This window comes from Frankiales bacterium, assembly GCA_016125335.1.
GTDB lineage: Bacteria > Actinomycetota > Actinomycetes > S36-B12 > CAIYMF01 > Longivirga.
The window spans coordinates 29,997-44,409 of record WGLY01000029.1 but is presented as its reverse complement, the minus strand read 5'-3'; the positions used below and the strand labels follow the sequence as shown (position 1 = coordinate 44,409).

Below are 14,413 nucleotides of genomic sequence, written 5' to 3'. Positions count from 1 at the left end.
CGGGCCGTCCGGAGTCCTTACGCTCTCCCCATGGACGCGCGCGCGACGGCCGACGCGGCGGACGGCGCCACCCGCCCGTCGCCCGCGGCCCACGAGCGCGCCCGCTCCTTCCGCTTCCGCCCGGACGTCGAGGGCCTGCGCGCGGTGGCCATCGCGGCCGTCGTGGGCTACCACGTCGGCCTGCCGCTGTTCGGCGGCGGCTTCGTCGGCGTCGACGTCTTCTTCGTGATCTCGGGCTTCCTCATCACGGGGCTGCTCGTCACGGAGGTCGCGTCCACCGGCCACGTGTCGCTGTCGAGGTTCTGGGCCCGTCGCGCGCGGCGCCTACTCCCCGCCGCCACGCTGGTGCTCGCCCTCGTGGCCGCGGTGTCGTGGTGGGTCGTGCCGGTGCTCGACCACGGCACGACCGGGCTCGACATCGCGGCGTCGGCCCTCTACGTGTCCAACATGCGCTTCGCCGCGCAGGCCACCGACTACCTCGCCTCGGACGCCGCGACGAGCCCCGTGCTGCACTTCTGGTCGCTCGGCGTGGAGGAGCAGTTCTACCTGGTGTGGCCGCTGCTCGTGCTCGTCGTGGGCCTCGTCGTCGTACGCCGACGCCGCGCCGCCGGCGGTGCCGTCACGGGTCCGCTGATGGGCACGCTGGCGCTGCTGGGGGTGCTCTCGTTCCTGCTCTCGCTGCGCCTGACCGACCGCGTGGAGCCCTGGGCGTTCTTCGGGATGCCCACGCGCGCCTGGGAGTTCGCGCTCGGCGGCCTCGTGGCGATCGGCGCGCCGCACCTCGGCGCGCTGCCGGTCGCGGCGCGTCGCACGGCCGGCGTCGTGGGCCTCGCCCTGGTGGCCGGGTCCGTCGTGCTGCTGTCCAACGACCTGCCCTACCCGGGCACCGCCGCGCTGTGGCCGGTGCTCGGCACCACGCTGGTGATCGCGGCCGGCACCGGCGGCCCCGGCCGGGTGGGCGTGCTCACCCTGTGGCCGGTGCGCGCCCTGGGCCGGCTGTCGTACTCCTGGTACCTGTGGCACTGGCCCGCCCTCGTGCTCACCGCCGCCGCGCTCGGCGACCTCGGCGTCGGCGGGCGGCTCGCGGTGGCCCTGCTCTCGCTGGTGCCCGCCGCGCTGGCCTACCGGTTCGTCGAGCGGCCGCTGCACCACCACCCCGCGCTCGTGGCCAGCCCCGGCCGCTCGCTGCGACTGGGCGCCGCGCTCTCCCTCGGGGCCGCCACAGCCGGGCTGCTCCTCGCCGTGCTGCCCGGCGGCGGCGCGCTGGCCTCGAGCGCGGCCGCGGCCCCCGGCGCGGCGGACGAGCAGACCGGCCGCGGGCCGGCCGCGCTGGCCACCCCGCAGCCCTCGGGCTCCGGGCCCTCGGCCCCGGCGCCCTCGGCGTCCGGCGCGGCCCGGCCCACCCAGGCCCCGGTCGTGTGGCCGGCCGGACCGCTCACGCCCTCGCCGCAGGACGCCCGCTCGGACATCCCCGTGATCTACGGCGACGGCTGCCACCTGCCCAAGCAGGCCGTTTCCCACCCGGCCTGCGTGTTCGGCGACCCGTCGTCCTCGACGGTGGTCGTCCTGTTCGGCGACTCGCACGCCGCGCAGTGGTTCCCCGCGCTGCGCTCGCTGGCGGACAAGCACCATTGGAAGCTGCTCGTGCGCACCAAGTCCGGCTGCCCGGCGCCGGACGTCACGATCTTCGACCGCGCCCTCAAGCGGCCCTACGACGAGTGCGACCAGTGGCGCACCCAGGTGATGACCGAGCTGACCAGCACGCACCCCACCCTCGTGGTCGCGGCAGGCACCCGCACCGACTCCCTCGTCGACCGCTCGACGGGGTCGAAGATCGCCGCCTCGGCCGCGCCCGGCGAGTGGCAGGCCGGGTGGCGCCGCGACCTCGACGCCCTCGGCCGCGCCGGGGTGCCGGTGGCCGTGCTGCGCGACACCCCCTGGCCCGGCCGCGACGTGCCCTCCTGCGTGGCGCAGAACCTGTCCGACCCCAGCGCCTGCGACCTGAGCCGGTCGGCCCTGGACTCGCCGTCGTACGACACGGCGCTCACCCGCGGCACGGCCACGGGCCACGGCGTCGACCTCACCTCGGTGATCTGCGAGCCGTCGCGCTGCCCGGTGACGCGGGGCAAGTACCTCGTCTACCGCGACGGCAGCCATCTCACGGCGACATTCGCCGAGGCGCTCGCCCCCTACCTCTACCAGCGCCTCGCGCCGCTGCTGCCGCACTGAGCGGCGGGGACCGCACCTCTCGGCGCACATACGCCGGCGGGGCCGCGGTCGCCGCTCCGTGGGGCCGGGGTTACGGTGACCCGGGCTCCGCGATCGGGCACGTCGGCGGCCTGGTTCCCGTCCGTGTCTCATGACAGGCAGGTGGAGTTGGTATGCGTCGATCCGTTCGCCGGGCGCTCGGTGTGGTGTCCGCAGTCGTGCTGTCCGCGGCAGGCCTGACGGCCGGGCTCGTCCCGGCCCAGGCCGCCCAGGTGAAGTCCGGCACCTACGTGTCGCTCGGCGACTCGTTGGCCTTCGGCTACCAGCCGGACCTCGTCGCCGCGGGCGACTACGACCCGGCCCACTACGTGAGCTACGCCGAGGACTACGCCGCGATGCGCCCGCACCTCCAGGTGGCCAACTTCGGCTGCCCGGGGGAGACCACGGCCACCCTGATCAACGGCGGCTGCCCGTGGCCCGCGTTCGCGCTCCACATGCCCTACAACGGCGGCTCGCAGCTGCAGGCGGCCCTGGCGTACATCGCCGAGCACCCGGACACGTCGCTGATCAGCGTGGACATCGGCTCGAACGACCTGCTCGCCATCCTGGGCCAGTGCGGCGTGGACGCGACGTGCATCTCCGGCAAGCTGCCTGCGGTGCTGGGCAACTACGCCTACATCCTCGGTGCGCTCAAGGCCGCCGCCCCCCGGGCGCAGCTGGTGGTGTTCAACCTCTACAACCCGCTCGCGCTGACCACGCCCGGCAGCGACGCGCTGCTCACGCAGTACGTCAACCCGGCGATCACCCAGCTGGCAGCGGGCTTCGGCGCCAAGGTCGCCGATGCGTTCACGGTGATGAACCACCGCGCGGGCTCGCCCGCGGAGGCCGCGTTCGTGTGCAGCCGCACCTGGATGTGCTCCTGGACGCCGGGCAACATCCACCCCACGGACCTGGGCTACCAGCAGATGGCGATCGCCCTGCTGCACGCGCAGAGCTGAACCGCGCGGGTGCCGACGGCCGCTCACCACGGGCGGCTGTCGGCACCCCGCGTCCGAGCCACGCCATGCTGCGCCGCAGGCCGGTCCGCGCGCGGCACGATGGGGTCATGGCCGAGGTCGACGTCGACACGCTCGCCGACGAGCTCTACGCGATGCCGCCCGAGCAGTTCATCGCCGCGCGCGCGAGCGTCGTCGCGGTCGCGCGCGAGGCCGGGCAGGCGGCGGTGGCGGCCGAGCTCGGGGCCCTGCGCAAGCCCACCGTGACGGCGTGGCTCGCGAACCAGGTCGTGCGCGCGGTGCCCGACGTCGTGGCGGGCGTGATCGCCATCGGGCCGGCGATGCGCGAAGCCACGGTGGCGGGCGACGCCGCGGCGCTGCGCGACCTCGGCAGGCACCGGGCGGCCCTGCTCGGCGAGCTGATCGGCGCGGCACGCGCCGTCGCCGAGGAGGGCGGACGGGCGTTCACCGCCACGCACCAGCGCGAGCTCGAGGCCACCTTCACCGCGGCGGCCGTCGACGAGGACGCCGCCGCAGCCCTGCTCACCGGCCGCATCTCCGCGCCGCTCGAGGTCGCGGGCCTCGGGTTCGGCCTCGGTGCCGTCCCGCACGACCGGGCCCAGCCTGCAGCGGACGGGGCCCACGCGACGCACCCGCCGGCGCCGGCCGGTCCGAGCCGGGGCGCAGCGCGCGGGCCCACGGAGTCGGCCGCCGAGCGGCGCGCGGCGGAGCGTCAGCAGGCGGCGGACGCGGAGCGGGAGCGTGCTGTCGTCGAGGCGGAGCAGTCGCTCGCCGAGGCACGGCTCCAGGACGCCGACGCGCAGGCGGCGCTCGCGCAGGCGCAGGAGGCCTTCGACGCCGCGCTCGCCGCGGAGAACGCCGCGGCCGAGGCCCTGCGGGCGGCCAAGGACGCGACCTCCGACGCCCGGGCCGACCTCACCGCGGCCAAGGCCGACGCGACGTCGTCCGGCCGCGCCGTCGCCGCGGCGCTCACCAGGCTCGACAAGGCGACCCGGCGCTGAACCCCGGTCGCCGGAGGCCCTCCCGCGACGGACGAGCGCCCTGCTGCGCCGGCATCAGCAGGCGATCTCCCACACGTGCCCGGCAGGGTCGCGGAAGGTCGCGGTGGTCATGCCCCACGGTCGCACCTCGGGCCCGCGCAGCAGCGGCCATCCGGCGTCCTGGATGCGCTGGGCCACCGCGTGCACGTCGCTCACGCCGACCGTCAGCTGGACGCGCACGCCGGCAGTGGAGTCGCCCACGGACGCGGGCGCGATCAGGTCGTCGGCCTCGCGGACGTCGAGGTAGTTCAGCAGCAGGCCGCCGAGCCGGTAGACCACGCTGTGGTCTTCCTCGAAGTGGACCGGTAGCTCGAGCACGCGTTCGGCGAAGTCGCGCACGGCGTCGAGGTCCTCCGCGAACATCGTCAGTGCGTCGACCTGCCCGGCCCATGTCGCCACAGCGGTGCCTCCCGACTAGTGCCCGTCCGCGACCGTCGCGACGGCCGTGCCATCCGACCGTGAGCGCACCTGGATGTCCAGCGGCCGCGCCGCGGCGCGACACTCACCGGACGCTGCTCGCACTCCTGGCGGCCGCCCACCCGGCCGGACACCCGGAGCCGCGTCAGGTGCGGACGCTGTCGAGCAGCAGCGTCGCGACGTCGCGCACCTCGGCCAGCGGCGCGTCCTTGCCCTCGGACCGGTTGGTCACGCCGTCGCTGATCATCACCGAGCAGAACGGGCAGGCGACGGCGATCGTCGACGCCCCGGTGGCCAGCGCCTCGTCCGTGCGGTTGAGATTGATCCGCGTTCCGAGCCGCTCCTCCATCCACATGCGCGCGCCGCCGGCGCCGCAGCAGAACGAGCGGTCGGCCGAGCGCTCCATCTCGGTGAGCGCTAGACCTGGCACGGCACCGAGCAGCTCGCGCGGCGGCGTGTAGACCTTGTTGTGCCGCCCGAGGTAGCAGGGGTCGTGGTAGGTGACGCCGCCGTCGACGGGGGTCACCGGGGTGAGCCGGCCGTCCTTCACCAGGGAGGCGAGCAGCTGGGTGTGGTGCACGACCTCGTAGTGGCCGCCCACCTGCGGGTACTCGCGGCCCAGCGTGTTGAGGCAGTGCGGGCAGGTGACTACGATCTTCTTCGCCTTGATCTCGTTGAGCACCTCGACGTTCTGCATCGCCTGCATCTGGAAGAGGAACTCGTTGCCCGCGCGACGGGCCGGGTCGCCCGTGCAGGTCTCGCCCTCGCCGAGCACCATGAACTGCACGCCCGCCAGGTTCAGCAGCTCCGCGACGGCCTTGGTGGTGCGCTTGGCGCGGTCCTCGAACGCGCCGGCGCAACCGACCCAGAACAGGTAGTCGACGTCGTCGGGGATGGTGTCCTCGCCGTCCGCCCCGAACACCCGGACGTCGAAGTCGACCTCCTCGATCCAGGCGTTGCGCAGCGAGGCCTTCATGCCCCACGGGTTGCCGTTGTTCTCGACGTTCTTGAACAGCCCGGCGAGCTCGGCCGGGAACTCCGACTCGATCATCACCCGGTTGCGGCGCATGTCGACGATGTGGTCGATGTGCTCGATGTCGACCGGGCACTGGTTCACGCAGGCGCCGCACGTGGTGCACGACCACAGCACGTCCTCGTCGATGACGGCGTTGTCGCTCTCGCGCGAGCCCACCAGAGGCCGCGCGTGCTGGTCCTGGATCTCCTGCGAGTACGACGTGATCTCGACCGGCACGGGCACGGACGCCTTGCCGGTGCCGGGCGAGGCCAGGTAGGAGGGGTTGCTCTTGTCGAGCAGGTAGGGCAGCTGGCCGAGCAGGTTGTCGCGCAGGTCCATCACGAGCAGCTTCGGCGAGAGCGGCTTGTCGGTGTTCCACGCCGGGCACTGCGACTGGCAGCGGCCGCACTCGGTGCACGTGAGCAGGTCGAGGTTGCCCTTCCAGGTGAAGTCCTCGATCGTGCCGCGGCCGAACACGGCGTCCTCGTCGGGGTCCTCGAAGTCGATCCGCTCGGTGCCGCTGTACATGGGCAGCAGCGGGCCGAGGCCGTTGGGCCGCCGCGAGAACAGCACGTTGAAGGGCGCCAGGAAGATGTGCATGTGCTTGCTGTAGAGCACGACGATCGTGGTGACGAGCACCGAGATCAGCGAGAGCAGAATGAAGACCGTCTCGATCCACTCGTTGGCCGCGAGGCCGAGCGGTGCCAGCAGCGAGCCGACCCACTCCGAGACGAAGGCGCCGCCGTCCTGGTAGGGGAACGCGCCGGTGTTGACCTGCGCCCCGCGATAGACGAACAGCGTGATCACGATGGCGGCGATCAGCACGAGGATGAGCCAGGCGCCACCGGTGTGGGAGCCGTAGAAGCGCGACTTCTTGCCGATGCGGTGCGGGTCGCGGCGCACGCGGATCACGGTGAACACCACGAGCGCCACCAGCACCAGGACGCCGAAGAGGTCCTCGAGGAAGCCGACGACCGGCCAGGTGCCCACGATCGGCACGTGGAAGTCCGGGTCGAGCAGGCTGCCGAAGCCCTCGAGGATCGTCAGGCCCAGGACGATGAAGCCCCAGAACGTGAAGAAGTGGGCGGTGCCCGGCACGGTCCACTTGAGCAGCTTGCGCTGCCCGAGCACCTCGACGAGCTCGTTCTGCAGCCGCACGCCCTTCTCGTCCGTGCGCCCGACGGCAGGCTGGCCGGAGCGGATCACTCCCACGATGCGCCCGAGCCGCCACGCCGCGAGGCCGAGCAGCCCGACCGTGACGAGGACGCCGACCACGAGCCGCACCGTGAGGTAGGGCGCGGAGAACGGCGTGAGGAGCACGACGTCGTGCGCGGGGACGGTCGCGAGGACGGGCACCGGAGGGCCTCCCACAGGTTCGGTCGCGGACGCGGGACAACGTTACCCGTCGGTAACGTGCGCCGCCCCGCGGGGCTGCGCCCACGGTAGAGCCCGGCGCTCCCGTGGGGAGCCCCGGGCGGCGCGCGTCGGCGCCCGGCGAGCAGGGGCGGGACGAGGCTGGGTCGGTCGGCCGGCGGGAATGCACCGCAGGAGGTACGGGTTATGTCAGGTGGCTTGAGCCGGGTAGGCTCAGGTAATCTGCACGTGAAGTTGACACAGGATCTGCTCTTGACCACAGTCGGAGGGGAGCCGCCGGCACCGGGACGGCGCCGGCACCGCAGCACGACCCGCACCAGGAACCACCAGCACGGACCCTCCCGGGCCCGCGCCGTCCCTCCGGGGGAGGCGCCGCCGGCCCGGCCACGGACCCAGAGCACGAGAGCGAGAGGCAGACCCCCATGGCACGAGCAGTCGGAATCGACCTCGGCACCACCAACTCGGTGGTGTCGGTCCTCGAGGGCGGAGAGCCCACCGTCATCCCCAACGCCGAGGGCGCCCGCACCACGCCGTCGGTCGTCGCCTTCGCCAAGAACGGCGAGGTCCTCGTCGGCGAGGTGGCCAAGCGCCAGGCCGTCACCAACGTCGACCGCACCATCCGCTCGGTGAAGCGCCACATGGGCACCGCCTGGACCGTCGACATCGACGGCAAGGCCTACACCGCCCAGGAGATCAGCGCCCGAGTGCTGCAGAAGCTGAAGAGGGACGCCGAGGCCTACCTCGGCGACACCGTCACCGACGCCGTCATCACGGTGCCGGCGTACTTCAACGACGCCCAGCGCCAGGCCACCAAGGAGGCCGGCGAGATCGCGGGCCTCAACGTCCTGCGCATCATCAACGAGCCCACCGCCGCCGCCCTCGCCTACGGCCTCGACAAGGGCGAGAAGGAGCAGACCATCCTGGTCTTCGACCTCGGTGGCGGCACCTTCGACGTCTCGCTGCTCGAGATCGGCGACGGCATCGTCGAGGTCAAGGCGACCTCCGGCGACAACCACCTCGGCGGCGACGACTGGGACGAGCGGCTCGTGAGCCACCTCGCGACCCAGTTCAAGAACGCCCACGGCGTCGACCTCACCAAGGACAAGATGGCGCTCCAGCGCCTGCGCGAGGCGGCGGAGAAGGCGAAGATCGAGCTGTCGAGCTCCATGCAGACCTCGATCAACCTGCCCTACATCACCGCCTCGGCGGAGGGACCGCTGCACCTCGACGAGACCCTCACCCGGGCGCAGTTCGAGAAGCTGACCTCCGACCTGCTCGACCGGTGCAAGGCGCCGTTCGCCGCGGTCATCAAGGACGCCGGCATCAACGTCGGCGACATCGACCACGTCGTGCTCGTCGGCGGCTCCACCCGCATGCCGGCCGTGAGCGACCTGGTGAAGGAGCTCACCGGCGGCAAGGAGCCCAACAAGGGCGTCAACCCCGACGAGGTCGTCGCGGTGGGCGCCTCGCTCCAGGCCGGTGTGCTCAAGGGCGAGGTCAAGGACGTCCTGCTCCTCGACGTCACCCCGCTCTCGCTGGGCATCGAGACCAAGGGCGGCATCATGACCCGCCTCATCGAGCGCAACACGACGATCCCCACCAAGCGGTCGGAGATCTTCACCACGGCCGACGACAACCAGCCCTCGGTGCTCATCCAGGTCTACCAGGGCGAGCGCGAGATGGCCGCGTACAACAAGAAGCTCGGCACCTTCGAGCTCACCGGGCTGCCGCCCGCCCCGCGCGGCGTGCCGCAGATCGAGGTGACCTTCGACATCGACGCGAACGGCATCGTCCACGTCGCGGCCAAGGACCTCGGCACCGGCAAGGAGCAGTCGATGACCATCACGGGCGGCTCGGGCCTGCCCAAGGAGGACATCGAGCGGATGATGAAGGACGCCGAGGCGCACGCCGAGGAGGACCGCCAGCGCCGCGAGGCCGCCGAGGTCCGCAACAGCGCCGAGTCGCTGCTGCACCAGACCGAGAAGTTCCTCGCCGACAACGGCGACAAGGTCCCCGAGGACGCGAAGAGCAACGTCGAGGGTCCCCTCGCCGACCTGCGCAAGGCGCTCGAGGGCGACGACATCGAGGCGATCAAGGACGCGGCCGAGAAGGTCGCGACCTCGAGTCAGGCGCTCGGTGCCGCGATGTACGCCAACGCCGGGGCCAACGCCGCCGGCGGCGGCGAGCAGCCCGGCGCCGGCGCGACGTCGTCCGACGACGACGTGGTCGACGCCGAGATCATCGACGACGAGGACACCAAGGCGGAGCAGTGACCGAGCCCTCGGACCCGGGCTTCTCCTTCCAGGACAAGCGCCGGATCGACCCCGACACCGGTGAGGTGAGGGAGCAGCCCGCTGCTCCCTCACCCGAGCCGGACGACCCGTTCGACCAGATCGTGGAGGGTCTCGAGGCCGACGCCGAGGCGGTGGACGCGAAGGTGGCCGAGCTGACGGCCGACCTCCAGCGCGTCCACGCGGAGTACGCCAACTACCGCAAGCGCGTCGAGCGCGACCGCGAGGCCCAGCGCGACCTCGCCGTCGGCTCGGCCGTGGCGGAGCTGCTGCCCGTGCTCGACGACATCGGCCGCGCACGCGAGCACGGCGACCTCGACGGCGCGTTCAAGAGCGTCGCGGAGTCGCTGGAGTCGACCGTCGGGCGGATCGGCCTCGAGAAGTACGGCGAGGTCGGCGACGCCTTCGACCCGATGGTGCACGAGGCCATCAGCCACGAGCACAGTCCCGACGTCACCGGACCCACCTGCACGCAGGTCTACCAGCCCGGCTACCGCTACAAGGGTCGCGTGCTGCGGCCCGCCGTCGTGGCGGTCACCGACCCGGAGTGAGCACGCCGGGCCCCGCCGCCACGGTCGCGAGCCACGGCAGCGGGGCCCGGCCCCACCCGGACGCGCACCGTCGTCCGGCCCGCACCACGCGCACCAGGAGAGGAGGGACGCCGTGAGCCAGAAGGACTGGATCGAGAAGGACTACTACAAGGCGCTCGGCGTCTCCAAGGACGCCAGCCAGGCCGAGATCAAGAAGGCGTTCCGCGGGCTGGCCAAGAAGCTGCACCCGGACTCGAACGAGAACGACCCCCAGGCCGAGGCCCGCTTCAAGGAGGTCTCGGAGGCCTACGACGTCCTCTCCGACGAGAAGACGCGCAAGGAGTACGACGAGGCCCGCACGCTGTTCGCCGGTGGCGGCTTCCGGATGCCCGGCGGCTTCGGCGGCCCGGGCACGGGCGGCGGCCAGGGCGTGCCGTTCGACCTGTCCGACCTGCTCGGCCGCACCGGCGGCGGCTCAGGCGGCTTCGGGGACGTGTTCGGCAGCATCTTCAACCGCGGTCAGGCGGGCGCCCGGCGTCCGCGCCGCGGCCAGGACATCGAGAGCAGCGTGACGCTCTCCTTCGACGAGGCGCTCGACGGGCTCACCCTCCCCCTGCGGCTGACCTCCGACGCCGTCTGCACCGTGTGCTCCGGCACCGGCGCGCGCAACGGCACCACGCCCCGCGTGTGCCCCACATGCCACGGCGCCGGCCAGGTCGACCGCAACCAGGGCGGCTTCGCCTTCCCCGAGCCGTGCCGCGAGTGCCGCGGCCGCGGCCTCGTCGTCGACGACCCCTGCCCCACGTGTCAGGGCTCGGGGCACGCGCCGTCCACGCGCACCGTGCAGGCGCGCATCCCCGCGGGCGTGCGCAACGGCCAGAAGATCCGGCTGCGCGGCAAGGGGATGCCGGGCGAGAACGGCGGCGAGGCGGGCGACCTGCTCGTGAGCGTCACAGTCACGCCGCACCCCGTGTTCGGGCGCGACGGCGACAACCTCACGGTGACCGTGCCGGTCACCTACCCGGAGGCCGCGCTCGGCGCGGACGTCCAGGTGCCCGTGCCGCACGGCGGCACCGTGCGGCTGCGGCTGCCCGAGGGCACGCAGAACGGCCGGGTGATGCGCGTGCGCGGCAAGGGCGTGCGCCGCAAGGACGGCACCCACGGCGACCTCCTCGTGACGGTCGACGTCGCCGTCCCGCAGCGGCTTAGCTCGGCCCAGAAGGACGCGCTCTCGGCCTACGCCGAGGCCACCCACGACCACGACCCGCGCGCCGACCTCATGGCGCGCGCCCGGCAGACGGGAGGCAGGCCATGAGCGACGAGAGCACGCCCCACGTCGAGGACCGCCTGCGCCCCGACGACGCGACGCCGGTCTACGTCATCTCGGTCGCCGCCCAGATCGCCGGGCTGCACCCGCAGACGCTGCGCCAGTACGACCGGCTCGGCCTGGTCTCGCCGGACCGCACCGGCGGGCGCAACCGGCTCTACTCCCTGCGCGACATCGCCCGGCTGCGCGAGGTGTCGCGGCTGTCGGCCGAGGGCGTCAACCTCGCCGGCATCCAGCGCATCCTCGAGCTCGAGTCGGACAACGAGCGCCTGCGCGCGCAGCTCGGCGTGCTCCTGGCCGAGGTGCAGCGGCTGCGGCCTGGCATCGGCGCGCGCCCGCAGCTGCCGTCGTCCGAGCCCTCCACGGCGCTGGTCGTGTGGCGTCCGCGCCCTGCGGACCGCGACACCGCCCGACGCTCCCGGCCCCGCTGACCCGTCCGCCGCCCACCTACGGCGGCCCCCGGCGACCCGCTCGCCGCTTCCCCGCACCGCACCAGCGCGGACGCCTCGGCGCCCGCGAGAAGGACCACCACCATGGACATCCAGTTCACGACCCGCAGCCAGGAGGCGCTCAGCCGCGCGATCCGCCGTGCCGCCACGGCCGGCCAGGCGCAGGTGGAGCCGCTGCACGTGCTCGGCGCGCTGCTCGCCCAGGGCGACGGCGACGACATCGCCGCGGCCGTGCTCGACCGCGTCGGCGTCGACCGCGCCGCGCTGACCGCGCGCGTCGAGCAGGCGCTGGCCGCGCTGCCCTCGGCCAGCGGCCAGACCGTGCAGTCGCCGCAGCTCTCGCCGGCCGCCTACCGCGTGGTGCAGTCCGCGCAGGAGCTCGCCGCCGAGCGCGGCGACACGTTCGTGTCCACCGAGCACCTGCTCGTCGGTCTCGCGCAGCAGGGCGGCCCCGGCGTCGCCGACGCCCTGGCGGAGGCCGGCGCCGCCCCGGGTGCGCTGGTGGACGCGATCTCGCAGGTGCGCCAGCGGCCGGTGACCAGTGCTGACCCGGAGGGCTCGTTCAAGGCGCTGGAGAAGTACAGCGTCGACCTCACCGCCCTGGCGCGCGAGGGCCGCATCGACCCCGTGATCGGGCGCGACTCCGAGATCCGCCGCGTGGTGCAGGTGCTCTCGCGGCGCACGAAGAACAACCCCGTGCTCATCGGCGAGCCCGGCGTCGGCAAGACCGCCGTCGTGGAGGGACTGGCCCAGCGCATCGTTGCGGGCGACGTCCCGGAGTCGCTGCGCGGCAAGCGCCTCGTGGCGCTCGACCTCGCCGCGATGCTCGCGGGCGCGCAGTACCGCGGCCAGTTCGAGGAGCGGCTCAAGTCCGTGCTCGACGAGATCAAGGGCAGCGAGGGCCAGGTCGTCACCTTCATCGACGAGCTGCACACCGTGGTGGGTGCGGGCGCCTCGGGCGACTCGGCGATGGACGCCGGCAACATGCTCAAGCCGATGCTCGCGCGCGGCGAGCTGCGCATGGTCGGGGCGACCACGCTCGACGAGTACCGCGAGCGGATCGAGAAGGACCCGGCGCTCGAGCGCCGCTTCCAGCAGGTGCTGGTGGGCGAGCCCAGCGTGGAGGACACCCTCGGCATCCTGCGCGGCATCAAGGAGAAGTACGAGGCCCACCACAAGGTGGCCATCGCCGACTCCGCGCTCGTCGCGGCCGCGACGCTGTCCGATCGCTACATCACCCACCGGTTCCTGCCGGACAAGGCGATCGACCTCGTCGACGAGGCGGCGTCCCGGCTGCGCATGGAGATCGACTCCTCGCCCACCGAGATCGACGACCTCCAGCGGCAGGTGGACCGGATGCGCATGGAGGAGCTGGCGCTCTCCCGCGAGACCGACCCCGCGTCGGTCGAGCGGCTGGCCCGGCTGCGCGCCGACCTCGCCGACCGCAGCGAGGAGCTGCTCGGCATGCGGGCCCGCTGGGACGCGGAGAAGGAGGGTCTCGACCGCGTCGGCGAGCTCAAGATCCGCATCGACGAGCTGCGCATGCTGGCCGAGCGCGCCCAGCGCGACGGCGACCTCGAGCAGGCCTCGCGGCTGCTCTACGCCGAGATCCCCACGCTCGAGGAGCAGCTGTCCGCCGCGGTGTCGTCGTCGAGCGACCGCGCGCGCATGGTGCGCGAGGAGGTCGGACCCGACGACGTCGCCGAGGTCGTGGCGTCGTGGACCGGCATCCCCGCGGGCCGGCTCATGGAGGGCGAGACGGCCAAGCTGCTGCGCATGGAGGACGAGCTGGCCCGCCGGGTGGTCGGCCAGGAGGAGGCCGTGCGCGCGGTGTCCGACGCCGTGCGTCGTGCCCGTGCCGGCGTCTCGGACCCGGACCGCCCCACCGGCTCGTTCCTGTTCCTCGGGCCCACCGGCGTCGGCAAGACCGAGCTGGCCAAGGCGCTCGCGGAGTTCCTCTTCGACGACGAGCGCGCCATGACGCGCATCGACATGAGCGAGTACGGCGAGAAGCACTCGGTCGCGCGGCTGGTGGGCGCGCCCCCCGGCTACGTCGGGTACGACGAGGGCGGGCAGCTCACCGAGGCGGTGCGGCGCCGGCCGTACACCGTGGTGCTGTTCGACGAGGTCGAGAAGGCGCACCCCGAGGTGTTCGACGTGCTGCTCCAGGTGCTCGACGACGGCCGCCTCACCGACGGCCAGGGCCGCACGGTGGACTTCCGCAACGCGATCCTCGTGCTGACCTCGAACCTGGGCTCGGCGTTCCTCGCCGACCCGTCGCTGACGGCTGAGCAGAAGCGCGACGCCGTCATGGGCGTGGTGCGCGCGAGCTTCAAGCCGGAGTTCCTCAACCGGCTCGACGACACCGTGATGTTCGCGCCGCTCGGTCTCGAGCAGCTCGGCGTCATCGTGGGCCTGCAGATCGACGCGCTCCAGTCGCGGCTGCACGAGCGCCGCCTCACCCTCGACGTCACGCCGGCCGCGCGCGACTGGCTGGCGCTCGGCGGGTTCGACCCCGTCTACGGCGCGCGGCCGCTGCGCCGCCTGGTGCAGACCGCGATCGGCGACCAGCTCGCCAAGGCGATCCTGTCCGGCGACGTGGTCGACGGCGACACCGTGCGGGTCGACGTCGCGGCGTCCGGCGACCGGCTCGACGTGCACGCGGCCCACGGTCCGGTCGAGGACGCGGTGCCGCTCCAGCTGACTCCCGGCGAGGCCTGACACGACGGCGCCGGGACGACGGTGG

Annotated in this window: 10 protein-coding genes; 8 read left to right on the top strand and 2 right to left on the bottom strand. The window is 73.2% G+C overall.

Going from position 1 to position 14,413, the window contains the following annotated elements:
* Window positions 1-30: 30 nt before the first annotated feature.
* The 3 genes from GC157_15670 to GC157_15660 all read left to right on the top strand — a co-directional run bounded on the left by GC157_15670 (window position 31) and on the right by GC157_15660 (window position 4,225).
* Window positions 31-2,229, top strand: coding sequence for an acyltransferase family protein (locus GC157_15670; protein ID MBI1378896.1), 2,199 nt, complete (start codon window positions 31-33; stop codon window positions 2,227-2,229).
* Between the two features lie 152 nt (window positions 2,230-2,381).
* Window positions 2,382-3,206: a hypothetical protein gene (locus tag GC157_15665; protein MBI1378895.1), complete on the top strand. Its 825-nt coding sequence runs from the start codon at window positions 2,382-2,384 to the stop codon at window positions 3,204-3,206.
* Window positions 3,207-3,313: 107 nt separating this feature from the next.
* Window positions 3,314-4,225: a hypothetical protein gene (locus tag GC157_15660; protein ID MBI1378894.1), complete on the top strand. Its 912-nt coding sequence runs from the start codon at window positions 3,314-3,316 to the stop codon at window positions 4,223-4,225.
* 54 nt (window positions 4,226-4,279) lie between these two features.
* Here GC157_15660 and GC157_15655 read toward each other — a convergent pair whose 3' ends face one another.
* Window positions 4,280-4,663, bottom strand: coding sequence for a VOC family protein (locus GC157_15655; protein MBI1378893.1), 384 nt, complete (start codon window positions 4,661-4,663; stop codon window positions 4,280-4,282).
* 163 nt (window positions 4,664-4,826) lie between these two features.
* Window positions 4,827-7,016, bottom strand: a complete 2,190-nt coding sequence (locus GC157_15650; GenBank protein MBI1378892.1) for a 4Fe-4S dicluster domain-containing protein — start codon at window positions 7,014-7,016, stop codon at window positions 4,827-4,829.
* 476 nt (window positions 7,017-7,492) lie between these two features.
* Between GC157_15650 and dnaK the strand changes: the two genes are divergently transcribed.
* From dnaK to clpB, 5 genes are all read left to right on the top strand, one after another.
* Window positions 7,493-9,343, top strand: a complete 1,851-nt coding sequence (gene dnaK / locus GC157_15645) for a molecular chaperone DnaK (protein MBI1378891.1) — start codon at window positions 7,493-7,495, stop codon at window positions 9,341-9,343.
* Entirely contained in the window at window positions 9,340-9,912 is a 573-nt protein-coding gene (gene grpE, locus GC157_15640; protein ID MBI1378890.1) for a nucleotide exchange factor GrpE, read from the top strand. The genes dnaK and grpE overlap by 4 nt, the downstream gene beginning before the upstream one ends.
* 112 nt (window positions 9,913-10,024) lie before the next feature.
* Window positions 10,025-11,206, top strand: a complete 1,182-nt coding sequence (gene dnaJ, locus GC157_15635) for a molecular chaperone DnaJ (protein ID MBI1378889.1) — start codon at window positions 10,025-10,027, stop codon at window positions 11,204-11,206.
* Window positions 11,203-11,649, top strand: coding sequence for a MerR family transcriptional regulator (locus tag GC157_15630; GenBank protein ID MBI1378888.1), 447 nt, complete (start codon window positions 11,203-11,205; stop codon window positions 11,647-11,649). The genes dnaJ and GC157_15630 overlap by 4 nt, the downstream gene beginning before the upstream one ends.
* Window positions 11,650-11,751: 102 nt before the next feature.
* Window positions 11,752-14,388, top strand: coding sequence for an ATP-dependent chaperone ClpB (gene clpB, locus GC157_15625; protein ID MBI1378887.1), 2,637 nt, complete (start codon window positions 11,752-11,754; stop codon window positions 14,386-14,388).
* The last annotated feature ends 25 nt before the right edge of the window (window positions 14,389-14,413 follow it).